Origin of the sequence: Sphingobacterium sp. ML3W (assembly GCF_029542085.1) — a bacterium.
GTDB lineage: Bacteria > Bacteroidota > Bacteroidia > Sphingobacteriales > Sphingobacteriaceae > Sphingobacterium.
This window is the reverse complement of the sequence record NZ_CP107036.1, coordinates 1467792-1492004: the sequence shown is the minus strand read 5'-3', so window position 1 is coordinate 1492004 and position 24213 is coordinate 1467792. Positions and strand designations below refer to the sequence as shown.

Genomic DNA, 24213 nt, shown 5'->3' with positions numbered 1-24213 from the left:
ATAATGGGAAGTATTTTTTAATTTAGTGTTCTGCAATAATAATCACATTGATGAAGGCGAAGAAAGGTGCTACAAGTTCCGAAAAAAAAGATAATCGAAAAATCAAGGTCATATATCAGGATGAGGTCAGCTCAGATGAACTCAACCGTTTCCCAGAAAACTCATTTACCATTATTATTTTAGACAAATGTGATCATGGCGAATGTATAACAAACCATAATATCTATCGTTTGAATTCAAAACAGCTGTTCATTCATCTGCCGGACCGCATCTATCAATGGAGCTTACCAAAAGGAGTATCAGGACGAAGATTGATCGTTGATGATGCTATTCTACAAACTTTCTCACCAACGTTAAAGCATACTTTTTCCATGAGCAGCCCGCATGAAATGATAGAGCCCAACGATGAGACCTATCAGAAATTAAGTGCTGAGTTCCATGCAATACGAAAAGAAATAGATTCCGAAATTATATTTCCGGAGCTTATCGATGCCCGAGTCAGACTGCTGGCGCTCATGATAAATCTCTGGGTTGAAGAAGTGAATGGAGAAGCAGGATTGAATTACCATAATAATATCGGTTTCCGGTTTCACTCCCTGGTGGATAAATACTTTAAAACCCAAAAGCGGGTATCTTTTTACGCAGGACAACTATGTATCACGCCCAACTATCTTGGGGTTATAAGTAGAAAACAATATAAATTATCACCGTTAGAATTTATTTATGAACGAGTTGTTTTAGAGGCTAAGAAGCTACTGCACAGTTCCGATTATACCATTAAGGAGATATCTTTTGAGCTGGGCTTTCAATATGTTTCTCATTTTTCATTCTTTTTTAGAACGCAGACAGGCATGACCCCGAAAGAGTACAGGGCTATTATGGACAAAAGTTAATTAGAGGGCTTGGGGTTGAAGAGAACAAAGATACCCTAAAAGAGTATCTTTGTCTTGTGCTTGGTCGTTGGCAGAACAGCGTTTAATGCTCTGTACCTACTCGGTGTAACACCAGTTATATTCTTTACGTATTTTGTGAAAGTACTCGGCTTGTTAAAGCCAAAGCTATAGCATAATTCTTTTAGTGGCTTGTCCGTAGTTGTAAGTTCCTTTTTTATTTCTATTTCGAGAAACTTATGTATAATTTTTGATGGTGATAATCCAAAGTAATTTTCAATGATATCATTTAACTTTCTTGGAGAAATATTGAGTTGGTCTGTATAGAATTTAATGGATTTATGCTGAATATAATACTGTTCTACTAAATTAATGAACGACCATATTATCTGGTCGTTCGCCTGAACTGGTGCTCTATGCTGGAGGTATTTTTCAATGGTCATAGGGTTTCTTTGTTAAAATTTATATCGTCTCTAAATAAGGATTTTTGCTTTGTTATGTTAACTGAATAAGTTTAGGATGTTCGCATCATTTGATTAAGTTAATATTGTAGGCTAGTGCTCTGAATCTTGTAGGGGCCATACCTGTATACAGGGTGAATATCCGATTAAATGCACTGGCGCTACTGAAAAGATATTTTTTTGCTAGCATGTTTATTGAAGTTTCTGTGGTTGCTAAATCCTTCTTGATTGCTATGAGGAGGCGTATTTTTATGAGTTCAGTTGCGCTAAACCCAAAATAACTTTTGATCAACTTGTTTAATTTGTTGGAAGTTGTATCTAATTGTACGGCATAGAATTCGATTGTTTTTCGAGTTGCAAAATGATCTTCGAGTAACTCGAAAAAATGTCCAACCGTGAGATGCGCTTCTTTTCTGATATGTTCAGAATGTAGTTCGTCCTCAAGGATCTTTATTTTATTTTTTTTTATGCTTTGATCTTCTATTGCCTTTGACATAAGGAGATAATTACTAAATCCATTTAAAAAATCTACTTCCGATTCAACCTATATAATTCAACCTATATAATTAATGAAGTAGGATTAGAAGATTCATTTATCAGTTGTTAAAGTTAGGTAAGTTGCTGAAAAATAGTGTTTTCAAAATCTTTATATTATTTATAAAAATCAGATATTATTAAGAAATTTTGGATTGAAAATTCAAAATTTCCTTGTCTTAAGATACTTTACATTGAAAGTTGTACCGATATTTTTAGATCAAGGCATCCCGATTATTAAATTAAATGACTGGCGATTGTCAGGGACGAAGTCAGATTTCTATTTTGTAGTGGTTAGCACTAAAAATAATCTGATAGTTAGGTTGATATCGGAAAACTAAAATTAAAGTACTGATTTTCATAACTTATTTGCTTTACGGCAGTCAATTCATCAAGCTATCTTAGTGTTATATAACCAAGTTAGACTAAAGATAGAAAGGAGGCTTTTATGAGCGGATAATCCCAATGGCATGACCTAATTACTAACCAAGTAGCAGCATACCTAGTTGTGCTCATTTCAGTTTTATAAGAACAATAAATATAATTTTAAAAACCTTATGATCAGAATAAAAAACAAGCATAATTGTTTATATGCAATTATGGCCTTTTCCTCTATTGTACTTTTTGGAGGATGTAAAAAGACCGCACTAAATAATGAAGATTTAGCATCCAGTAATATCCGCAAAGCTGCCGCAGCCGCTGATACAGGTGTTACAGCTACAGTGGATTGGAATCAGACGTTTCAAAAAATAGATGGGTTTGGCGCATTTGGTGGGCGTATCGTTCCATTCTTTGAATCTGCCAAGAGAGATAGCATTTTAGATTACCTATGGGGAAATAGTGGACTTAAATTAAATATATTGCGTGGTAAGGTTCTTCATACTTATCCTTTTGATCAACAGAGTAGGGTCGTAAGCATTAAACCATCCAATGTTTCAATCGACGTAGATAGGAATAGCGCGGCTTATCAGAATCTATCAGCGGATGAAAAAGAACAGCTTGGTCAGGTATGGATATTGAAAAAAGCCAAAGAGCGTTTCCAGGTTCCATTCATATTGGCAAGTACTTGGACTCCGCCATTGTCAATGAAGACAGATCCAAGTAGTATTTCCGGAAAGTGGTTCAATGGTCTTAATTTCAGCACTTCGTCCACTAATTTTGCCCGTTATCTGGCAGGATTTGTTAAATCGTTTAAAAATGAAGGAATTGTTATCAATGCGATATCGCCTGCGAACGAACCTGAAAATGTTTTTTCGGATTGGGATGCATCCTATTGGACATCTAAGAATTTAGGTGAATTTATAAGTAATAACCTAAGACCTGCATTGAATGAGGCAGGGCTTCAGACCACAAAAATAATATCATCCGAAAATGCTGCTTGGGGCACCGCGAATAGTTTCTTATCTGGTATGGATAAAAGTAATGTGGATATTCTTGCTGGCCATGGTTATGTTGAGATTAGTGAGATTATCAGTGGAAAGAGGGGCTTTAACCAGAGTCCATCAAAATGGACTTTTGGCACAGGTGGAAAGCCGATGTGGGTGACAGAGGCTTCCGATGATGGTGGTAACTATGACAGTGGAATCGAGGGGGGATTGAAATTAGCGGCAAATATGCATAAATTATTGGCCGAGTGTGATGCCAGTGCTTATGTATTTTGGCTCGGTATGCTTGCTATTCAAAACAATGAGTCCCTAATTTGCACACGTCCGAATGGTTCTCTGGAATTCCCAAAAACCTACGACGTAATGGGACACTATTCCCGGTTTGTCAAAGCGGGCTACCAACGTATCAACGTTGCAGTCCAAAATGGAGGCGGTCTTTTACTTTCGGCCTATAAGGATCCTCAAACGGGAAAATTTGTGATGATCATAACCAATAGTGGAACATCTGCTGTTCAGTTGAACATAAACTTAACTGGTTTCTCCAGTGGACCGTTGAATAATTTTCAGACAACTGCGACAAGTTCTGGACACTGGGGAAATGTGGGGGCTATTAACCCAATATCCGCTGGAGCTTATTCGATCTCCATCCCAGCCAAAAGTATAAGTACATTAGAAGGAACAAAACAATAAATTGAAAATGTTAAGGGGGTGTTATTCCCCCTTAATTTCCACAATAGATCAAGATTATGCCTATTTCCCGGATAGCATTGAAGATCAGTCAAGGAATTTATGACTAAGTACGTCCACTTTTTGACCGATTAGATTAAACTGCCTAAATCATAAATATTGTTTGTAAACATTAGAAGTTGGTTCAGGGAAGCGCTTCACTTGCTTTATATCGGATTTTAAGAAGTATTATAAAGGTTTTAATAACTTATAGTATTGACATTTGCTGATATATGTTAATAATTTTAATCCAAGAAAAATTTACTAAAAATAGAACTTAATTAATTCATGGAGATTATGGAAAATCACAGAAAAAAAATGAAGTATGTATCACCTCAACTTAACGTGGAAGAAGTTGAAATGGAACAAGGTATCGCTGCCGGATCGGCCGCCGTTAAGCCTGGTAGCAGTTCAAATGAGGTAAAGAGTCAATGGGATACTGGCTCTGATAGTAACAGCAATGTAGAATGGTAAAAATTAATTTGGAATTTAAAGTTAAGAATATGTATGAAATAAAAAGTAAATCTCGTTCCTATACATCACCTATTTGTCTATTTCTGTTGTTGAGTGTTTTTTCCTGTAAGAGGGAGGCAAATAATTCCGTTGCAAATGGGAAGGCAAAAGTTACTGTAACAGTAACAAATTCTGAATTTAATAATTCAGAAAACATCGGAACAAAAAATGCATCAGTCCATTCTCAAAGGGCTGCAGTAACTGCTCAACGAAGGATCGTCCCACTTGATGCGGACTTTTCATTGAACGTTGAACTTTCTCCTGCGTATGGAGACCAAAATGAGAAAACAGAATCAGTTTTGCGGGCTTCAAATATTAAAAGAGCAGCAGCTGTTCAAGAGGATGTCGCGTCAGGTGTAAAGTATAAAGTTGTGGTATTTGATAAATCAGGAGGGTATGTGACTGACAGGGACTATGTTCGTGGTCAAGAATCCAATGGTGAGGAATTGACATTGAATGGTGGTCAGTATACCTTCATTGCCTATTCTATCAATAGTACGGCGGAGAATCCTGCACTGACATTTAACGACCAAAGTAAGACACTTGATCATACATCCATTTCTGGCCTAAAGGGTAATGCCGATTTTATGTATTATCGCACAGATCTGAAAGTTTCGAGTGAAAATGATAATTATTTGAGTATTATTTTCAATCATAAATTTAGCCAGATCGCAACCGTTATTGATGCGACTTCAACAGGTAAGAATATTGAGGCAATTGAAGCTTCATTTGATTCACATTATCCAAATGCGGATATTAGTTTGTCAGATGCAGGAATTACTCGTTTGGGAACCAAAGGAAATACCGCGCTTTCTTTTGCTGGAGTCAATACAGGGAAAGTTTCTGCCACGACTATTTTAAACGGTGACGCAACTGATGGATCACTTAAGATTTCAAAATTAACGATCGGAGGAACAACACGGACCGACATCCCAGCGATAACGAACTTGACGATTACACCTGGTGTAAAATACAACCTAAATCTTACTGTAACTAGAACTGACGGTAATTTACTTCATGCAGGATTGTTTTCTGTCAGGATAAATGGTCAGATCTGGATGCGTCATAATCTTAAAGCAGATTACAATCTTGACCCTGATCAGAATCCAAGTGTTAGAGATCTAATCGGTAACTATTATCAATTTGGTCGATCGGCCGTAGCTGCCACCTCTAGTACTGGAAATGGAGCTATTTCCGGATGGAATACCAGTAGCGCACCGGATGGATCTTGGAACAGTGGGACGGAAAGCAATCCCGTGAAAACATCAAACGATCCTTGTCCCAGCGGTTTCCGATTACCGACTAGAAAGGAATATGAGGAATTAATTAAAAATACGACTGCAAGTAATATCGGTACATGGACGAATAGCAGCACTGCAAATACAATCGGTGCCGCAAAAGTTTTTACCAGCAAAACAAATCCGAATGTGAAACTAACTTTCCCCGCCATTGGATATCGTACTGCTAAAGATGGGCAGCTTACTTGGAGAGGGGGAAGTGGTGATTATTGGACCTCATCTGTAAGTGGCAGCAATTTGACACGTTTTTCTTTTGTACAGAATACAGTAGAAATACGGACTTCTAATTACAATCAGCCTAATAATTTAGGTAAAACTTCCGGCTTTACAATTCGTTGTATTTCGGAACAGAAATAAGAATCTTTCATATATACTTTAATTGTTTTACAGTTCCACCTGTGCACTTTGTTTCAGACAAAGCTGCACAGGTTTTTTATGATAGAGATATTCTATAAAAAAAGCCAGCTGCATTAGGACAGCTGGCTAAGAGAAATGTACCAGATAATTTGTGAAACACCATTTATGAAAATTACCTTGCCAAAAATACTATAACCGCATTAGATCGCAGTTATCTAAATCTTTAAAATAGTTATGAATTTCAGCTATTTCATTATTTGGTTTCCAGATTGAGATTTTTGTTTACAAAAGAGCCGCAGCCGTTTTTATAGGAAGGTGTAAAGGGGAAGCGCTATACAAGATAATTGATAATATACAATAAAAAGGCAGACTACTCGAGATAGTCTGCCTGAAAAATAATAACAATAATTTGGGGGATTATTGTCTAAACTAAACGATTGATTTGATAATCGCTAAGTTATGTATATATTCAAAAACAGAGGTTATCAATATTTTTAGAAAAGTTTCTGTTTTTTGTGTTCAATAAAATAAGTGCTTAATAGCAAAAAGATATACCTTCTGTAAGTTTGCAGTTGAATTGGTTGACATGCATTCATTGATCTTTTCGAAATCAATATGAATTACGAGCTTCATTTTGGAAAAACCAAGAACCATTGATATCTTTTGACGGATTACCTATATTTAAGAACTAGACGCAACCGAATTGGAGCTGTAATCGTTTTTCTGCGAATTACAGATACTTAGTATCGCAGTTGCTGGAAGTAGAAATGAATGGCCACTTGTATATTTGATATGGATTCAACCAAACCAAAATCAGCAACAATTGGTACTTAGAAACTAATGGAAGATAAATATAATTTGTTAAAAGAACATATAGAGAAAGTCGTTACACTTACTGAAGATGAATTTGCATTTGTAAAAGAATGTTTCATTCACAAGCAGTATAAAAAATCCGAATGTATTTTTAGAGAGGGCGATAGCGTAAACTATATCTACTTTGTATTGTCCGGTCTTCTCAAATTTTATTATACGGACGATAATGCTAAGCAACATATTGTTTCATTTGCAATGGAGGATTGGTGGGAAACAGATGTTTCGGCCTTTTATACAAGTGGAAAAGCTTCATTTACTTTGGAATGTCTTGAGGACACAGCGTTACTTTGTCTATCGCTGGAAAATTTTGAATGTTTGTGCAACAGTCTTCAAAAGATGGAACGCTTTTTCCTCCGTAAATCAATTGCCGGCCATATCGGTTCACAGCAACGGATCTTGTCATTTTTAACCTTGGGAGCAAAAGAAAGATATGAGCAGTTGATAAAAAGAAATCCAGCTTTGGTACAACGAATTCCAAAATTGTTGCTTGCTTCTTACCTAGGCGTATCCAGGGAGACATTAAGCCGTCTGTTCTCTTGATTGATTTATTTAATTGTGATGTTTGTCACACGGGTGAATGTAAAAATATCTTGAGCTTTGTCTCATAATAATCTTACAGCGATGGAAAAGAAAGTAATCAATCCTTGGAACTGGCAGGATGCCAGAAATTATGTGCAGGCAGTTGAAGTTAAACATGTAGATTCAACTTTATATGTATCGGGACAGTGTGCCATTAGTGAAGATGGAATATCGAGTAATGCCGGTATGAGAACGCAGATTTTTCATACTATTGAAAATCTTGAAAAAGTAATTCAATCAAGTGGATATGAAGCTCGAAATCTCGTTCGTTTGAATATCTACACGACCGACTCTACAGCATTATTTGAAAACTTTGATGTGATTCAAAACTGGCTCACTAAAAATAAAGTAAAACAAACAAGTACAGTTTTGGAAGTCAAGACATTGTTTGAAACTTTAAAGGTAGAACTAGAAGCAACTCTGGTTAAATAATTTCAGATATAAAAAAATGGCAATAGCTCTCTATTTGCCATTTTTTTTATATCTGAATAACGGCACTTTATTGGCCATTTATTTTAATGATGGTTTAGTTCATATATATCATTGAAGTATTATTGATACTTCAGCAAGTTTGCCCATAAATAGTAAAACCAATTCCTCTTAATTTGTGAATTAGAATCTAGTAAAGAATTACTAGAAGATATTTGCAATGTTTGTATCATTCCATTATTGCTGACAATATTTGCGCGAACTTTGTATTTCTTCAATTTAATGATCACCACCAGAATAGATCCACATCGGTTCCGTTTGTCCCGCTCTTTCAAAACCGTTCTTTTTATAGAAGTGGATAGCCTTTCCATCAGCCGTGAGCATCTGCATATGAAAATCCTTATAAATCTCTTGCATTTTATCCATAATCAAACGACCAACCCCTTTGCCTTGATAGGAGGGTAGCACTAGTAAATGCGGATAATATACCACAAGATACCCATCTGAAATGGCATTCCCTAGGCCTACTAATGTTGCACCATCCCAGGCAGTAACCAGAGAATGCGAATTTAAGAGGGCTTTCATTAGTAATTCTGGTTTTTCGGCTGCACTCCATTTATTAGCTTGGTAAAGTTGCAGAATGTCATTTGCGTTCAAATCTCGATTAACACTAAGCTTTATGTTCATATTATTCGGTAGTTTTCGTTAGTATATTTAATTGTCAGCAAAATTCTTGCAGTAATTACATCTACAGTTATCACTTCCTCCAAATGGAGTTTTTTCATAAGTCGCTTTGGTTATTTCATAATCGACGATTAATTCCCAGTTTTTAAAGTTTATTTTTTTCATTTTTTTTCTCAATCAAAACCACTATTTGTTTTTATGATAATTTCTAGTCTTTTATTCTTCAGTTTTCTTCATATTGTACGATACAGCTTTTTTACCAATCCTGTAGCGTGTTATTATCTACTGCCTAATAGCAGTTATCTCCTCCAACCTCCTGACCAACCTTTCCCGCTCACCACTACCCGTAGTCGAAAAGCGGAGTAGGGGAAGATCATACTTTTCCAGGATAGCGTCTTTCATCGCATCACGTTCGGTTTGTCGCCCTGCCTGAGCATGATAAGCATAGCCATCCACCTCGATGGCCAGCACCGGATTTTTCCCGAGCTTGTTGTAGATCAGAAAATCCAGATGCGTCAGATGATGGCGCGCATATTTCTCTTCCTCAGGTGACAACAGTGAATAATCATGGATCAGACTTCTTAACGGAAAATGTAGCAGCACATCATATTTTGAAAACCTATCATCAGATAATACAGAATGCACCAGTGTATACATCAGATTTTCACTGTCAAATACCGATTTGATACGTTTTTGGGACAAAATTCTACGCCTTTTTTCCTCATAGCCCTTGTACAGATAGTCAAATATAGAATGTAACTTACTCTGTATGATTGTAAAATTATTGTATTCGATGTAACGGATTAGATCCGCAATATTACTTTCATTTTCAGACTTGTTGCCATGAACCAATAAGATCAACTGATCTTTGGCGCGGGAGATTGCGACATTCAGTCGGTTAGGATTATCTGTAAATTCGGAGATCTCATTATCGACTGTCGAAAGGATAATCACATCATTTTCCCTACCCTGAAACTTATCTACCGTATCTGCCATTATTTCAGTTCCCGCAAATGTATTCTGCAATGCATTTGTCTGGTTGCGATAAGGTGTCACAATACCCAGGTCAGCCGAAGCCAGCTGCTGCTGTGGAATAATCTCCTGTAGGATGACATCAATTTGCCGTTGGTTCATTCGCGCACGTGCATGATTACCAGCCACTGTCCGGTAGACCAAGAGCGGTTCGCGCTCGGTAGTTGGTTCGGAGAGAATGATAAGCTGATCGTTGTAGAATTTACGGTTGCAGAATTCAATAATCTTGGGATGACAGCGATAATGTTCTTTCAGCAGTGTTTTGTGTACATCAGGAAACAGCTGTGTGATAGAAGCTAGCAAACTATTTTTAGCATAACGATACGGTTCCGCTAACTTGAACGCTTGGAAGATTGCATCCGTCTTTTGAGCCATTGTCGCATCCACTACATTCGGAAGCTGTTTGAGATCACCGACAATGACAGCACGTTTGGCACAGGAAAGGGCCAGTGCTCCTGTTGCCAGATCTACCTGCGAAGATTCATCAATAATCACATAGTCATAGACCGTATGCTCAGCTAGGCATCTCCGCAGTGAATAGGTAGTACTCATAATGACGGGGTAGTCTTCGATGAAACTTGTAGACTTAGCGCGCAGATCAGCCTCCTGATAAATTGGGCGCTTTGTGTGCTGATATCTTCTATGCAGCTCGTTTTTAAACAGACGCATCGAAATCGTACTATATTCCCTCATTTTTGCATCGAAGGCAAAGTTGTGCAATGCTTTTTCCAGGCTTTTTATACGATACGCTAATTCTGCGATCTTAGTTCGGTAATAAGCCGATTGAGCAATCCTGATCATGTCCCAATGTGATAAGGTATAAAAGCCCTTATCTTTGATTTGGTACCTAAAGCGATAGACCAGTTTCTTCCACCAATTAAACTGTTTGCCAGTGCGTTCCTGATCTGTGATCGAATTCCAGAGCGCTAGTAGCCGATCCGATGAGAGGCTACCGTTCATTTTGAAGTCTACAGACGTTTGTAATGTATGCAAGAAATGCCGCTGTTCTGTTTTAATGTTTTCGAGCAAAAGTTTCAGCGTCGCCAGTTCATTCTTCTGAGCCAGTTTTTCAGTAAGCTGTATCAGGAGTTCGCTATTTTTCTGCTTGACTTGAGTGAGTTGCTTGTCCGTTAGCTGAAACTTCGATAGATCAGGGATGTCCGATTGCGACTCTATAAATTCTTTTTTATTTTGACTATTACCCAGTAAAGCTGCGACAAAGGAGAGGCCATTCTTTTCCAGCTTTTCATAGACGTTTTTAGTTGCTGAATTATTACTCGAAACTACTGCTACACTCTGTCCATTTATAACCGCGTTGGCAATAATATTAAGAATGGTTTGCGTTTTTCCGGTACCTGGAGGGCCTTCGATAAGGCTCAGGGGATTAGCAAAAGCATTGTTTACACCATCTTTTTGACTGAGGTTAAATCCAAAAGGATAGATTTCAATAGGAGAGGAAGAGGCAAAATCTTCCGGATGTGTTTCATTCAGATAGTTGGCTAGGATTGCGTATTCAGGGATAAATGATATCCTCTCATAGCTATCTGCAAGGATGTTTTTTCCCTCTTCAGATTTAAGTCCAACAGTATCTGCAATCTCTTTGAGGTAATTGAATGTGGTCTCCGTTTTTTTACTTTGCAAAGCAGACTTGATAATCTGAACTCTATCCCTGTTGTAAGTATATTTTTTATTACTGCTTTTAAATGCTACAATACATTTCTCGCCCATAAAAGAATAGGACTGGATATCATTTGTGTTGTCCTTTCCATCAATGTAGATGGCTTCTTTTCCAAGTAATGCTGTTTCTTTATTGTACATTAAAAATATGATCTAGGGTCACCTAATTATTGCCATGATAGTTATTTTAAAATAATCTCTACTTTGGAGAATGTGTTCACAATTTCTTTCTGGAAATAAATCAATAATTCATCAAATATAGTATGTAATAAAGAATCTTCCATGCTCAGCAATACCTCACTCATTTGACATAAAGAATAAGAAGTATATTGGGCCGGATCCAAAAGTCCACAATCATTTGGCCCTGTTAGAAAGTGATAGAATTCCTCTTCTCTTAGGCTAAGTTTATCTTTAATACCAGAGACACCGGCATGGACACTTTCGTTGGCCCACGAATAAATTATTCTCAAATTCTCTACCCCAACATACTTTTCAAGTTCTCTAAAATTCCTCCTTCCTTTCGGAAGATCTTTCATTGTCCATCCATAACTCTCACAAAAATCTTTTCCATACTTTACAATAACTTCATCTCTTTGTATGGAAAGTTCCATCCACTCCTCATCTTCTAATTTTTCCAGATCCAATATATCTTCGCATGCCTTATATTCTTTTGATTTTTTATATTTTTCAATGATTTCATAGTCATTATACATGTGTATAACGTCGTAATCTGAATCATATAGATATAAAAATGTCACTGATAACTCATGGAGTGTTCTCCATCTAGCATGAGCCCCATCGGCATAACCATTCTTTATTAAGACCAAAATTTCATTAGCCACTTGGCAAGCTCTTACATGTATGGCAATTAATGTATCTAGTTTAATCTGATCATTAAATGTATCAAACAGTTTATAGTATTTCTCGTAACACATAGAACTTATTTGTGCATTAAGTTCCATAAAACCCTCGAATACTTTTATTCCTTCTTCATAATTATTTGATATCTTTTGGCATATCTCTTTTTCCCTTCGTTTCAAGTCACTGTTGTTGCTAATGCAAGCTTCGAAAATAGTTTCTAGAACGCCACTAGCAATGTTTTTAGTTATTCCAACCAATTTCTCTTTAATCAATTCATTAAATTCCTTCTCATTACATTCGTATCTATCTTTTAATTCGTCAATATATCTTTGGATAGTCTTTTCAATGTAAAATGGTTGTTCCATATATCAAATAGTAGGTTATAATTTTTCGGATTTTATTTAAAATATATTTAGTCTAATTGACCATTAGATTTCAGAAGTTTGGCCAGTTCTTCGTTTTCAATAACTTCAATATTCCACCCCAGCTTGCTTCTCATCCTTTTTATATAATTCATTAGATTTTGTGAACATCTCTTGGCACTAATAAATACAACAATACAATTGTCAAAGTGAAGAAACGGTCTAAAGATCTGATAGGAAATTGTCTCGGGAACACTTTTGCCGTTTATTTCAATCCCAGATTTAAATGGCATACATAAATAATATCTACTTCCATTAAGTTTAATTGGGATCTCCATATCAGAAATTTCGGAGACGCCATGTGGTTTCTTTGATTCTCTTGCTAAGATATGAGGATCCACGCCAATTATTGTATTAGCAACTTTTTCTCTCAATAAATCATCTTTCAGTAATAGTACTTGTTCCAATTCATTTTGTGATAATTTAAGATAAGCACTGCTTGTATAATTTCTGAATATTGAATTTATATGATTGGAGAATTCCACAGTGTTCTTTTGCATCGATTTTAATGAAAAATCGAGCTCATCTTTAAACCCTCTTGCAGAAATATATTGAGCTAAGCATTTTGTAAATAAAAACGTTTTTAATCCACATTTTTCGTTTGAGATTTCATCTCGGATTGCTTTATATTTATGTTCAAAAACTCGCACGAAAGCATCTTTATCGAAAAAAAATATAGAACTCAATATTCTTAGAATGTTCTCAGTTTTATAATCGTCAAAGAAATGATTTGGGATTTCAATTTTAGAAAAGTTTTTGTTTGTAGCTTTTTCTGACAAATAAAACTGATAATCCTTAAATAATCTTAATTGAGTATTTTGCATTAAGAGTTGTTCGACAGTGATATTAGAATGAAATTTTATCTGCCATGATAACACCTCACTTAGTAAATCGCCGACTTGAGCTTTATAGCATTTATGTCCACTTAGTAAATAAAGAGACAAGCTTTGACTTAGGTTATATAATACGTATAGTGATGGTAAGAATAATTCTTGTCTATTCTCCTTGAGTATTAGTTTAAGGCTCCAGAGTACACGAGGCATTCTTTCTAGGTAATAATCATCAGTTGAACCGCCAATATCTGTGATACCATTCCTGTATCCTTCAAAAACCGATATTGCAGTAGCCGTATTTACATTGATTTGAAAGAATGAAGATTGCTGGTCATTTATATCTCCATTTTTAATTTTCTCATAGGAATAATAATACGCCGAATAATAAAATAACTTCTCATAGACTACTTCTAAACCCAATCTAAATGTTTTTTGTAAAATTACTTTATTATGTGAAGCATACTCGCAATTATCTAATATCGAGGTTATCACTGAAAGAGCCTCATTTATTAGTCTTTGATCCTGAACAGAAGTTGGTTTAGTACCACTCTCATGATTAAAATATTTATTAACTAAAAAATCCTGTATTTCTGCAGTTTTTTCAATTAAATCTTCTCTCACATCCATATATTAATATTCCGCTTTTGATAAATTCTTTCCATAATGATGAGTTAGACAATTTAAATTTCTCAAATTCCCAACAAGTGAAACAAATAGGGTCTATTTTTTTGCTGCTTTTTTGCACAAGTAACTTTCTTTTATGGAGAGATATCCCTTTAAAAGAATCGGAAACCATTACTAGATCTATATCTTTTCCTGATATAGTATTACCAAAAATATAAAGACTCATAATTTCGAACTCATTGAAAATATCAGCAAATTCCTCTATAATTTTAGTAATTGAATGATTAATTAATCGTTCAATCATGATAGAGTTTTTTTTGAAATTGGCTATTCATTATATAAAATTATAGTTTTATTTTGGATATTTTATTCTTTTGTTCTCGCTGGATTGCTCTCTTGTTTTGTTTTACCTCTTCATTGCAGGCATTGGCCAATTATATTCCAATCCTTCTGATGATATCGCTTTAAGTATTTTCTGGTCTACTTTATATTTCTTTTGAATCTCAGCTTTGAACTTTTTTGCTAACTGATGTTGATAAGTATCATTCTTCTCCGCATTACTAAAGCTCGTCAATGGATACTTTCTTTCGGCCTCTTGCATCGACTTGTCCTCTGCCTGGATAATCTCCTTAAATATCTCTTTTCGAATTTCAAGTGTAAGTGATTTACGATAAGATGGTGCATTTTGAGGCGAAGGAATTTTAAAATGCTGTGCAGCTACGGTAGGTTCACCATCGTTTTTAGCCTTTGAAAGCCTTGCAACCCATTGTCCCATACCACTTTTACTGTGCTCTTCCGTTTGAAATAGAAATAGACTGACTGCATTCGGGCTTGCATCACTATTCTTTATGGAATCATAAAGATGGAGTAGGAGCTGTTTATTGTTTTCATCGTTTAATCCATCGTCACCCTTTAATATGATGTCGGCTCTATATAAGGTTTTTGTTGGTGTCGTAGAAATGGTTGGCGGTGATACCATGTATCCGCTTAGTTTAGTTGGCGCCGCAATACTTGTTTCATCATTGGTTGTGTCTGTCAACTCAGTAGACTCAGTTGTTTCTGAATTTAGACAGCTAGCAAACAGTATTGTTGCACTCAGTGATATGAATAAAAATCTTTTCATTATAGTATTTTATTAAGTATATACCGTGGTTAAATTTTATGAGTTGCTATGGCTCCCTATACTCTAAGCTATCTAGAGTTTAAATGGATTGTTTAATAAGGGTGTTTTCCACCAAGCCATCTCATAAGTCCGTCTCCGCCAAATAGAAAAAATACAATTAAACCACCTATGATGATAAACAATAGCATACATCCAATGGTATTGCCTTCCAGTTTGCTTCTTTCATCGTCTGTCATATTTGCCACCCGACGGTAATGATCTTCCCTTAATTTGCGACGACCATATTTCGTGTTTGGATTGTAAGGTTTTCTTTGTGCCATATTCAAAGAATTATTCTTGAAATTCCTTTATTGAGTTAGAGCCGTCGGTGAAATGCTGGGTGATCAGTAGTTTATTTCCGACTTCCTTATAGGATAGCTTCTCATCCATTGGATGCTCCCGCCACCGTCCATCTGCTACGCCCCATATTATCTGGTCCTGACTAAATTTTATTTTGCAATGATACTGTTGTGAATCTTTGAAATAAGACACAATATAAATTCCCCCTTCATTTTTTACAGTTAAATTATCGTGGTGCTGAAACATCAAGGTTGCAATCGCATATTTAGCTATTTCATCATAAGTATAATTTCTTGGCATATAGTCCAGAACGGGCTCTGTAGTCGGTTGACTGTTTTCAATAACCTCTTCGGGAGTTTCCTTCAATGCTGGTTGACGTGACGGCGAAGTGCATGCTGTAAAAATTACTGTTGCTAAAATAAAATATGCTTTCATGTTTTTGATATCGTTATTAATAATATAAGGCACTGTTAAATGTATGTCATTCTATAAAGACAATACGAAGATCCTTTTTCAAAACTATTTAGCACTACGGTTTCCCGTAACCAGCCTTTCTTCCAAACCAATACCTTAGCCTTACGAAGTGTGTAATAATCTAGATAGTTAATATTGACAAACATATTAATTCAAAATAAATAATTATATTCGGCTTGGGTATTAACCATGCCCGATTGAAAAGTAGCATGCCATGATAGTAACCACGACCAATTCCATCGAAGGGAGGGAGATTTCACGATATAATGATCCAATAGCAGCCAATGTAGTTATCGGCACCAATATCTTTAGCGATATAGGAGCGATTCTTTGGAGTCCTTTAGAGTCTCCCAAAGGTATTCCCATCTTAACATCTATAAATTTAAAATTCTGATAAAATTTGATATTAATTGTAATACAAAATGAATATTAGCCAAAAAGAGCGGATATTGAAGGGTATAGAAGATATCCTTTCTTTCAACTTTGATAAATTGATTTCTGATAACAATAAAACTGACAATATTGAGGATATCTTCTTTAGAAATTATAAAGCTAGCGAATTTAAAGCATTATACGATAGGACGTTCAATCAATTAAAAATTGAATTGGAACAAGGTCTAGGACTATTTCTTCCGAATGTAATAAATACTGGAAGTGAGTATGGAACAATTGATATCAATAATGAGATAACTAATTTTTTTGCTTATTTACAAGTATTTCCTCATAAAGATGCCGCTGCCGAGGTTTTAAATAAAATAATTTATTATGAAATATTCCATGGATTTTGGGATAAGTCATCTATTAAATTTCATAATCTAAGAGGAGTTGATTTAGCTGGAGCAGAAACTAGGGTTGAACTACTGTCCAAAATATTAGAGGAGCGTGTTGCTGAACTTAAAAATTTAAAGGACGAAAGTAGTGAAGAATTTGAGAAAATAACTAAACTGATCGAAGATTTTACTTCTAAAGCAGATAATATTCAGGAATTGCATAAAGATCTATCAATAAAAGGGAATGAAATAAATCTTCTATTGGGCAAATCAAATGAATCTATGCAAAGTATTGAGGCAATACAAAAAGAGTCAAATAATGAGCTAAAAGAAATTAAAAAATCTAACGAACATTATGATGAAGAATACCAAATTAAGCTTGAAGAATTTGATAATATAAATGCTAAAATTCTAAAACTGGAAACAGATAATAAGAATTTAAACGATGAAATCAAAGAAAGTCATGAAAATATTAAATCTCAAGAAGAAACTATTATTAAACTAATTGGTTTGGCCGCCGATGGTAGCCTAGGCTATAAATTTGATGATCGAAATAAACAATTATCAAATAATGCGAGAAATTGGATAATTGGAACTGTTATTTCTGTTGTTTCTACGATAATATGGGTCTATCTTGTATTTACAGTTTTACCTTCGGATATTGGAATTAAGTGGATTGATTTACTAATCAATGCAGTAAAAACATCGCCTGGTTGGTTTTTAGTAGCATTCTGTGTAAACCAATACAAAAAGGAACGAAATTATCAAGAACAGTATGCATTTAAATCAGCGGTCGCGATGACCTTGACTTCTTATACAAATATGTTATCTGACGAAACGCCAGATAATATGAGTGTTAAAGACAGTCTTTTAATTCAGGCAGTATCTGGTATTTACCGAGAACCATCTTTGGAGAAAGAAGAAGTCAATGTTCCAGAGAAAGCGATGGAAAAAGCTAAGGAATTATTGCAATCCACAGCAGACTTAATAAAAAGTGTAAAGTAAAATCCCTACGATTATTTTTATGTCAGAACATTCGTTTTATGATCTAACCAAAGATTTTATCGTACCTATTATAGGTTCCGTTTTTGGGGTTTTAGGTGCTTTTTTTGTCTTGAAACATCAGTTGAAAAAGCAAGCACAAGCAGAAGAAGAAAAGTCCAATAGCCAATCTCGTTCAGTAAGAAGAATATATCAAAGCAATATTCAATCTTTAATTGTGGAATTGGATAAAATTCATTCTGCTATTGAAAGGGAATATGAAAAAATCAGTGATGAGAATTTTGATTTTAACCCCTCAGTACTGAGCTTTAGACCACAGTCCTTAAAATTACTTCTAAAACTTGATTACGAAAATCATTTTGTATCACATTTGGTCGCAGGATTTGATAGTACAGAACATTTCAATTTGTCTTACAAGTCATTGATAAGATTAGATCTATTAGTTGACAAAGTAAACAGCGATGTAGAAAACTATCACCACGAATTTTCTCAAGTTTTGCAGGGGAACCACCTGCTTATAAATAGTATTTTACAGCGTAAATCTGCTATTTATATAGATATAAAGAAAATTATAAGAGAACAGTATCAATCTTTAAAAGAGGGAGAAAAGAAAACTGCCACTTTTCAGCAGACAATTTTTAAAAAATCTTTAAACTCGAAGTTTTTGCAAAATCCACAATTGGATTCTGAGTATACAGAAAGTTTTGTAGAAGAATGCAATTCGGCGCTGAACAAACTAATGAAATTGTCGGTTAAAGCTAATCAATTGGAGGAAACCTTTTTCACGTTTCTAGGGGAGTATGATAACTTAAGGGGGAATTTGGACTGATAAATAAATAAGAATTTTGTTTTCTAAATTATGAGATTTGGTATACCAATCAAAAATAAAGGCATATAATTCGAAACCCTGATAATACATTATTGAGTGTTATAATAGTTTAAATTATGTTTAAAAAAAACGAAATTGTAAAATTCGAGGGAATCGAATATAAACTCAAGGAACGAAAGGGAAGTGGTGGTTCTGGTACTGTTTGGACAGCAGAATCCAACGGGAATAGTTTTGCAATCAAGTATATCAATTCAGAAATTTCTGATAAAATAGCTCGCTTTAAAAATGAGATATCGTTCTGCAAGAATACGGTTCATAAAAACGTTGTAAAAGTAGTCTCACAGGGGGAATATAAAGAGAAGTTATGTTATGTAATGCCTCATTATTCAAAAACACTTAGAGATGTAATTGATACGGAAAGTGATTTCGACAAGTTAATTAAGTATATTTTAAAACTTTGCAACGCAGTAAAATTTATCCATAATAAAGGAGTGCTGCATAGAGATATTAAACCAGAAAACATCCTTATTGAGGGCAACGAACTGGTATTGGCTGACTTTGGTATAGCACATTTTAAAGATCAACATCATACAAAAAAAAGTGACTTGCTAGCGAACCGTAATTATATGGCTCCTGAGCAAAAATTGAAAAACAACGCTAAAAATATTGATAAAGCAGCTGACATTTATGCTTTAGGTCTAATTTTAAACGAATGTTTTACAAAGCAAAATCCCGCTGGCTCACGCTTTAAGTTAATAGCAGATATTTATCCTCTTTTTTTTGAAATAGATACTCTTGTAGAGAATATGATGCGCCAAAGACCGGAGGACAGGTATAATATAGAGACAGTTCAGGCACAATTAAAATTTCTTTACAAAAAAATAAAGCATGAAATTGATGAAGTAGAATTTTATCTTAAGGAAGAGATGGCACCTAAGACCATTAGCAAATCTTTACTAAATCAAATCGTAAAAAGAGCCAGCGAAGATATTTTATTTGGGAAATATGTACTGCATAAAAAAAACAATCAACAGTTAAGATCTTATAATCACAATTGGCATATGAAGATAACATATTCTGTTGACGATCTTTTATTCAACCTATATGTTCAGGAGCAGATTTTCGCATTGTGTAAAGGAAAGTTTGAATATGAAAGTAATATTTATCGCGCAGACAATTGGTACGCGTCTCTAGACCTCAAAAATAACTCTAATCATAAATTACTTTATAGCCGGATGGCTGAATTTTTAAAAGAATACAGTCTAAATGAGTATGGCTGGTCATTATTAGATTTATCAGGTAAAATTTTAAAATACTTCGCTTCTTGTTCTGATTATCATTGTCGAGAAATTTTAAACGATATTGAGGGAGAAATTAAGAGAGCAGAATACAGACTTAGGAATGCTCCTATTTTGTACATTGTATGTGCTTTAAAGTATGGAATACATGAAAACCTAGAGATTTTTTTAAATGGTTTCAATGGTTTGGCGGGGAAGTTTGAACTTAATTTCGAAGAGCATATTTTTATTCACTGGGAGCATACGCAACATTATAAATCTAATGATGACGGCGATGGCCTATTGGATAAATTCTTTTTGAAGAATAAAGAGAACATACATATCATTCTTTCAGAATTTCAGAAGCAGTGGAACATAAATTATTATAAGTTAGATAAAGATTATTACTCAATAAATTTCAAAACAACTCTTCAATATGAGAAATTTAGGAAGTATGTTCTGGAACTATCCAAACCTCATTATATTTTCGAGGGAGATGTTTTAGATATAATAAAAAACCCTATTTACTTTGGGAATATGGTAGAATTAAGAATAAGCAGTGTATTCGAGATAACAAATACAATAGCTCAGATTGTTGGTTTAAAAGAAGTTTATGCTTAATCAATATCAGATTTTAATCTTTTCCGTGTTTATAGGGATTAAAAAGATAATTTAATATGTTGAAAGAAAAGTTAAAATAAACTTTTCTTTTATGTATAAAGAATAAGAAAAATGGAGTTAGAAAAATTTATAAGAGATTTGAAAAAAGATTGGGTTAAAGTTGTCGAGGAAAGTCAACGGATCCAATATATCGAGATTAGTGGGGCTTTTACCTTTTGGAACCAAAATAGGAGAACTTCTCCCTATACAACACTTTATGGTGATGAACTAGCTGAAAAACTTGACAAAATCATAAGAATAGAAATTCGGCAAGAAGGTGAATATTATCCTGTTTGGACAAGGGAAGATGGGATAATAGATTTAAATGAAAAGTTTGTAAAATTAAACGGGCGATATTACACCATCCCATTTCTCGAAAACTTAATAAATAAAATCGATGAGTTCAAGAGATTAAATATTTAGATTTAAAGGTAGCAAGTGACATTCATTTTTAATAGAAAATGAATTATGATTCAAACATTATTAATAAAAAGCGGTTAATCAGAGCCAAGAGTTATATTTATGGAAAACCAAGAACGAGTAAGGATTTCATTTTTTGCCAAAAGAGGATATCATGACTTAAAGAAATATAGTATTTGCTTAAAAGAGTATCACAAAAATATTGATATGGAGATTGGACTCGAAACAAATACACCAATATTTTTAGATGCTAATGTGCTCCTAAGATATTATGAGATTTCACTCGTAGCGAGAAAAAAACTCTTAACTTTTATTAAAAGCAAAACTCAGCGAATTGTGTTGACCTATCAGGTTCAACAGGAATTTCTCAAAAATAGGGAAGAGGTAATTGATAATTTTTTTAAAGATGTCACCGCTAAAATACCAGGAAATTTCACGTCTGAGGTTTTGAATAAAATACATAATTTTTTAAATCAGAACAAAGTCATTCTTAAAGATTATCCAGATTTTGAAAGCGATATTTCAAATGCTAAAGATAACTTGGAGAAAGCTAAAGGATCTATTGATGGCAAAATAAAGACTGTAAGCAACGACTATAAAAAACTAAAATTTGAAGATCCTTTTCTTGACATAATTAATAAGTGTATAATTCTGGACGGATTAGACCAAGAGTATTTAAAATCAGTTAAGTCTGAATTTGATAACTTGAAAAAGGATACCAAAGATGTTAGTCCCGAATCTATATCAAAAAATAGAAAGATAATTTTTCCAGGATTGGGGGATATTAAGAAAAAACCTGAAAACCCTTATGGAGATTTTATTATCATTCATGAGATTATGAAATATATGGTTGATAATAATACTAATGCGATCTTTTTAACTTTTGATGCTACGAAAAAGGATTGGATGTCTGCTTCAAAAGAACCTTATTTACACTATATTGAGAATGTTTATTATAACACAGGAAAGATAATAAATATTTTGGATGCAGATCGCACGTTAGAAGGTGTACTTGAGGTTGATCTTGATTCTTTAATTGAATCTGAGCTTGAGATCGACGCAAGTCGATTAACATTACCTCTGCTTACTCAATATTGTAGTAAGCATAAAGTATTGAGGAACTTTAAAAGCTCCAGTTTTTTAGAGCAGCATGTTGAAGAGTTAGTTGCAGCTGGATTCGAGACAGTAGAAGACCTTGATCAGGCACTTAATGAAGTCGATGAAAAATACCTCTTATTTTTACTTAAACAGAGTAGTATTACTAAATTGGGTGCGCTGCGGTTTAGCTTAATACCTTACAATAAAAGCTATCAAAAGGTTTATCTTAGACTTCAAAAGAAATGGATCAAAACCTCGAGTAAATACGATTCGAAATATATAGAATGGCTAGTTTCTTAATGCAATCAATAGGAATTTTCGAAAATGTAATGTAAACTTTGGCAATGAAATAACTAAATATAGGTATTAGGTCTTCTAATGTATTCTTTGATGGACGGCAAGGATGGGACGAGACTGTAAACGGAGCTATATCAATGGAATAATTCAATAGGATTACTTAAATTCAATTATTCAAACGATTTTGGTTTTTCGTGAATGTTATTTTTAAAAGAACTTATCATAAAGCTTTAAAGACAGGAATTAATATTAAATTTCATAACTTAAACAAGATAAAAAGATACGCTATGTTAGAGCCAGATACGGCCTCAATGAACCTAATTGATATAATCGAGAGCGGAAAACCTAGTTATAAAATTGTCACAACTATAACAGGTCTTGCCGTTGCCTGCTCTTTTCGGATACTTGAAAATGGGAATTATTATTTAGATATGACTATTAATCCTGACGAGCACGAAAAAGGAATTGATCTAGACTATTTTTTTCGTAGACCTTTCGGTTTAGTCACACAGGATGGGATGCGTATATTTGTTAACAATCATAAGGTTGTAAGCGGATCTATGGGATTGGACACTAGCGCCCCTTTCAAATGTAACATCGAAATAAAATCTTTCAAAGGAGATGCTGACGATTCTTTATGGAAGAATTCTCGCCAAAGAGCATACATCAAATATGATACTAAATCATTTAATGCTTTGAGCTCGGGGCTTATATTCGATTATACTACAGCATCCGAGGATAAAGGTTTCTATAATGCGGTACCTTTAAAAATTGAAGAAACCGAACTGCTATTTTACCATGAGCAGCTTGGAGATGGTGTTGGTGTTTTTATTATTTGGCCAAAAAAAATGATTGATTTCGATGTTTTTCAACCTATAGTCAGCGCGATCCTCACAGCATATGGTCTTTTGAATGGGTTCTATATGTTAGATTCGATCTATTACATTACGGTAAAAGAGCTTTCAAATACAAGTAAAACCTCCGTTTATTACGAAAATTGTAAGGCCGCTATTCTATCGGGTAGCCCTATACTCGATTCCGGAAATTACCCAGATGTGCCGGAAAAGGAACGAAAAATGACTTCAACTCAATTTAATAAGTTGGTAAATATGTTTTATAAAGATGGTGATTACCAGCGTTCTGGCTACTTGCTTATTGAAGCAGGGTCGTTAAACGATACAGCGAAGGCTTCTATGGGAGCGGTGGCACTAGAAACAATTACCCAAAAAATAGGTGATAAAAAAACTGAGGGTAAAATTATATCAGATTCTTCATTAATATCAGGAATCAAGCATAAACTCAAAAAGGTATTGAAGGAATATAATGAAACTCTTACCAAAGAACAATATCAACTATTGAAAACCAAAATTGACTTGATGAATAGTATGCCTAACAAAAACAAACTGACTTCTCCTTTTGATCAATTGGGAATATCGCTTTCTGAAGAAGAGCTAGAATGCATTAAAAGCCGTAATTTCTTTCTGCATGGCAACCTTCCAAAGAACGAAAATTCTGATTTAACTGATCAGGAGTTGCTTAGCGTTATGGCTAATCGGCTTGTTATGCTCAGTGCAATGTTGTTATTAAAATCTGCAGGTTATGATGGATATGTCATTGACCGTGGTATTACAGAAGTTATCAAATGGAGAATGATCATGCAAGGTATGAAAGTTCAGAGCGGTAATAGTCTAAGACACATTGCGAACCCCGACCATTTAATACAAAAAAATCAGTAATCGATATTCG

21 protein-coding genes are annotated in these 24213 nt (G+C 34.5%); 12 read left to right on the top strand and 9 right to left on the bottom strand.

The features are described from left to right. Window positions 1–50 precede the first annotated feature (50 nt). The gene (locus OGI71_RS06250) at window positions 51–893 is read left to right on the top strand and encodes a helix-turn-helix domain-containing protein (protein WP_282254527.1); all 843 of its coding nucleotides are present in this window, start codon (window positions 51–53) and stop codon (window positions 891–893) included. A gap of 525 nt (window positions 894–1418) precedes the next feature. Here OGI71_RS06250 and OGI71_RS06245 read toward each other — a convergent pair. Beyond that, entirely contained in the window at window positions 1419–1847 is a 429-nt protein-coding gene (locus OGI71_RS06245; protein ID WP_282254526.1) for an AraC family transcriptional regulator, read from the bottom strand. Between the two features lie 595 nt (window positions 1848–2442). Here OGI71_RS06245 and OGI71_RS06240 point away from each other — a divergent pair. From OGI71_RS06240 to OGI71_RS06220, 5 genes are all read left to right on the top strand, one after another. Beyond that, complete coding sequence (locus OGI71_RS06240; protein ID WP_282254525.1) at window positions 2443–3960, top strand: glycoside hydrolase; 1518 nt, start codon at window positions 2443–2445, stop codon at window positions 3958–3960. Window positions 3961–4293: 333 nt separating this feature from the next. Further along, complete coding sequence (locus OGI71_RS06235) at window positions 4294–4470, top strand: hypothetical protein (protein WP_282254524.1); 177 nt, start codon at window positions 4294–4296, stop codon at window positions 4468–4470. A 29-nt stretch (window positions 4471–4499) separates the two neighbouring features. After that, a complete protein-coding gene (locus tag OGI71_RS06230) occupies window positions 4500–6164 on the top strand; it encodes an FISUMP domain-containing protein (protein ID WP_282254523.1) in 1665 nt (554 codons plus the stop codon). Window positions 6165–7004: 840 nt separating this feature from the next. After that, a complete protein-coding gene (locus tag OGI71_RS06225) occupies window positions 7005–7577 on the top strand; it encodes a Crp/Fnr family transcriptional regulator (RefSeq protein WP_282254522.1) in 573 nt (190 codons plus the stop codon). A gap of 81 nt (window positions 7578–7658) precedes the next feature. After that, window positions 7659–8048 carry a RidA family protein gene (locus OGI71_RS06220; RefSeq protein ID WP_282254521.1) on the top strand — a complete coding sequence of 130 codons (390 nt, stop codon included), beginning with the start codon at window positions 7659–7661 and terminating at the stop codon, window positions 8046–8048. Between the two features lie 276 nt (window positions 8049–8324). Here the strand turns inward: OGI71_RS06220 and OGI71_RS06215 are convergent, their stop codons facing one another. From OGI71_RS06215 to OGI71_RS06180, 8 genes are all read right to left on the bottom strand, one after another. Further along, on the bottom strand, window positions 8325–8732 hold the full coding sequence (locus OGI71_RS06215; RefSeq protein ID WP_282254520.1) for a GNAT family N-acetyltransferase: 408 nt from the start codon (window positions 8730–8732) through the stop codon (window positions 8325–8327). A gap of 279 nt (window positions 8733–9011) precedes the next feature. After that, window positions 9012–11579, bottom strand: coding sequence for an AAA domain-containing protein (locus OGI71_RS06210; protein ID WP_282254519.1), 2568 nt, complete (start codon window positions 11577–11579; stop codon window positions 9012–9014). A gap of 41 nt (window positions 11580–11620) precedes the next feature. Then, entirely contained in the window at window positions 11621–12664 is a 1044-nt protein-coding gene (locus OGI71_RS06205; protein WP_282254518.1) for a DUF5677 domain-containing protein, read from the bottom strand. 47 nt (window positions 12665–12711) lie between these two features. After that, on the bottom strand, window positions 12712–14181 hold the full coding sequence (locus tag OGI71_RS06200; RefSeq protein WP_282254517.1) for a hypothetical protein: 1470 nt from the start codon (window positions 14179–14181) through the stop codon (window positions 12712–12714). Then, window positions 14156–14482 (bottom strand): hypothetical protein, encoded by a 327-nt coding sequence (locus OGI71_RS06195; RefSeq protein WP_282254516.1) that lies wholly within the window; start codon window positions 14480–14482, stop codon window positions 14156–14158. The genes OGI71_RS06200 and OGI71_RS06195 overlap by 26 nt, the downstream gene beginning before the upstream one ends. Before the next feature lie 102 nt (window positions 14483–14584). Beyond that, window positions 14585–15301, bottom strand: coding sequence for a hypothetical protein (locus OGI71_RS06190; protein WP_282254515.1), 717 nt, complete (start codon window positions 15299–15301; stop codon window positions 14585–14587). Between the two features lie 92 nt (window positions 15302–15393). Continuing rightward, the gene (locus tag OGI71_RS06185) at window positions 15394–15621 is read right to left on the bottom strand and encodes a hypothetical protein (RefSeq protein WP_282254514.1); all 228 of its coding nucleotides are present in this window, start codon (window positions 15619–15621) and stop codon (window positions 15394–15396) included. Window positions 15622–15631: 10 nt separating this feature from the next. Further along, the gene (locus OGI71_RS06180) at window positions 15632–16075 is read right to left on the bottom strand and encodes a hypothetical protein (RefSeq protein WP_282254513.1); all 444 of its coding nucleotides are present in this window, start codon (window positions 16073–16075) and stop codon (window positions 15632–15634) included. A 461-nt stretch (window positions 16076–16536) separates the two neighbouring features. Between OGI71_RS06180 and OGI71_RS06175 the strand changes: the two genes are divergently transcribed. From OGI71_RS06175 to OGI71_RS06150, 6 genes are all read left to right on the top strand, one after another. Continuing rightward, window positions 16537–17889, top strand: a complete 1353-nt coding sequence (locus OGI71_RS06175; RefSeq protein WP_282254512.1) for a hypothetical protein — start codon at window positions 16537–16539, stop codon at window positions 17887–17889. Window positions 17890–17908: 19 nt separating this feature from the next. Continuing rightward, window positions 17909–18715, top strand: a complete 807-nt coding sequence (locus tag OGI71_RS06170; RefSeq protein WP_282254511.1) for a hypothetical protein — start codon at window positions 17909–17911, stop codon at window positions 18713–18715. 116 nt (window positions 18716–18831) lie between these two features. Next, on the top strand, window positions 18832–20613 hold the full coding sequence (locus OGI71_RS06165) for a serine/threonine-protein kinase (RefSeq protein ID WP_282254510.1): 1782 nt from the start codon (window positions 18832–18834) through the stop codon (window positions 20611–20613). A 111-nt stretch (window positions 20614–20724) separates the two neighbouring features. After that, the gene (locus OGI71_RS06160; protein WP_282254509.1) at window positions 20725–21075 is read left to right on the top strand and encodes a hypothetical protein; all 351 of its coding nucleotides are present in this window, start codon (window positions 20725–20727) and stop codon (window positions 21073–21075) included. 99 nt (window positions 21076–21174) lie between these two features. Further along, complete coding sequence (locus OGI71_RS06155) at window positions 21175–22470, top strand: PIN-like domain-containing protein (protein WP_104381716.1); 1296 nt, start codon at window positions 21175–21177, stop codon at window positions 22468–22470. Between the two features lie 191 nt (window positions 22471–22661). Next, window positions 22662–24203 carry a hypothetical protein gene (locus tag OGI71_RS06150; protein WP_282254507.1) on the top strand — a complete coding sequence of 514 codons (1542 nt, stop codon included), beginning with the start codon at window positions 22662–22664 and terminating at the stop codon, window positions 24201–24203. The last annotated feature ends 10 nt before the right edge of the window (window positions 24204–24213 follow it).

What these genes read in the sequence shown, in the direction of transcription:
- OGI71_RS06250 (WP_282254527.1), top strand. Translation starts at nt 51, where the DNA reads ATGAAGGCGAAGAAAGGTGCTACAAGTTCCGAAAAAAAAGATAATCGA.
- OGI71_RS06245 (WP_282254526.1), bottom strand. Translation starts at nt 1,847, where the DNA reads ATGTCAAAGGCAATAGAAGATCAAAGCATAAAAAAAAATAAAATAAAG.
- OGI71_RS06240 (WP_282254525.1), top strand. Translation starts at nt 2,443, where the DNA reads ATGATCAGAATAAAAAACAAGCATAATTGTTTATATGCAATTATGGCC.
- OGI71_RS06235 (WP_282254524.1), top strand. Translation starts at nt 4,294, where the DNA reads ATGGAAAATCACAGAAAAAAAATGAAGTATGTATCACCTCAACTTAAC.
- OGI71_RS06230 (WP_282254523.1), top strand. Translation starts at nt 4,500, where the DNA reads ATGTATGAAATAAAAAGTAAATCTCGTTCCTATACATCACCTATTTGT.
- OGI71_RS06225 (WP_282254522.1), top strand. Translation starts at nt 7,005, where the DNA reads ATGGAAGATAAATATAATTTGTTAAAAGAACATATAGAGAAAGTCGTT.
- OGI71_RS06220 (WP_282254521.1), top strand. Translation starts at nt 7,659, where the DNA reads ATGGAAAAGAAAGTAATCAATCCTTGGAACTGGCAGGATGCCAGAAAT.
- OGI71_RS06215 (WP_282254520.1), bottom strand. Translation starts at nt 8,732, where the DNA reads ATGAACATAAAGCTTAGTGTTAATCGAGATTTGAACGCAAATGACATT.
- OGI71_RS06210 (WP_282254519.1), bottom strand. Translation starts at nt 11,579, where the DNA reads ATGTACAATAAAGAAACAGCATTACTTGGAAAAGAAGCCATCTACATT.
- OGI71_RS06205 (WP_282254518.1), bottom strand. Translation starts at nt 12,664, where the DNA reads ATGGAACAACCATTTTACATTGAAAAGACTATCCAAAGATATATTGAC.
- OGI71_RS06200 (WP_282254517.1), bottom strand. Translation starts at nt 14,181, where the DNA reads ATGGATGTGAGAGAAGATTTAATTGAAAAAACTGCAGAAATACAGGAT.
- OGI71_RS06195 (WP_282254516.1), bottom strand. Translation starts at nt 14,482, where the DNA reads ATGATTGAACGATTAATTAATCATTCAATTACTAAAATTATAGAGGAA.
- OGI71_RS06190 (WP_282254515.1), bottom strand. Translation starts at nt 15,301, where the DNA reads ATGAAAAGATTTTTATTCATATCACTGAGTGCAACAATACTGTTTGCT.
- OGI71_RS06185 (WP_282254514.1), bottom strand. Translation starts at nt 15,621, where the DNA reads ATGGCACAAAGAAAACCTTACAATCCAAACACGAAATATGGTCGTCGC.
- OGI71_RS06180 (WP_282254513.1), bottom strand. Translation starts at nt 16,075, where the DNA reads ATGAAAGCATATTTTATTTTAGCAACAGTAATTTTTACAGCATGCACT.
- OGI71_RS06175 (WP_282254512.1), top strand. Translation starts at nt 16,537, where the DNA reads ATGAATATTAGCCAAAAAGAGCGGATATTGAAGGGTATAGAAGATATC.
- OGI71_RS06170 (WP_282254511.1), top strand. Translation starts at nt 17,909, where the DNA reads ATGTCAGAACATTCGTTTTATGATCTAACCAAAGATTTTATCGTACCT.
- OGI71_RS06165 (WP_282254510.1), top strand. Translation starts at nt 18,832, where the DNA reads ATGTTTAAAAAAAACGAAATTGTAAAATTCGAGGGAATCGAATATAAA.
- OGI71_RS06160 (WP_282254509.1), top strand. Translation starts at nt 20,725, where the DNA reads ATGGAGTTAGAAAAATTTATAAGAGATTTGAAAAAAGATTGGGTTAAA.
- OGI71_RS06155 (WP_104381716.1), top strand. Translation starts at nt 21,175, where the DNA reads ATGGAAAACCAAGAACGAGTAAGGATTTCATTTTTTGCCAAAAGAGGA.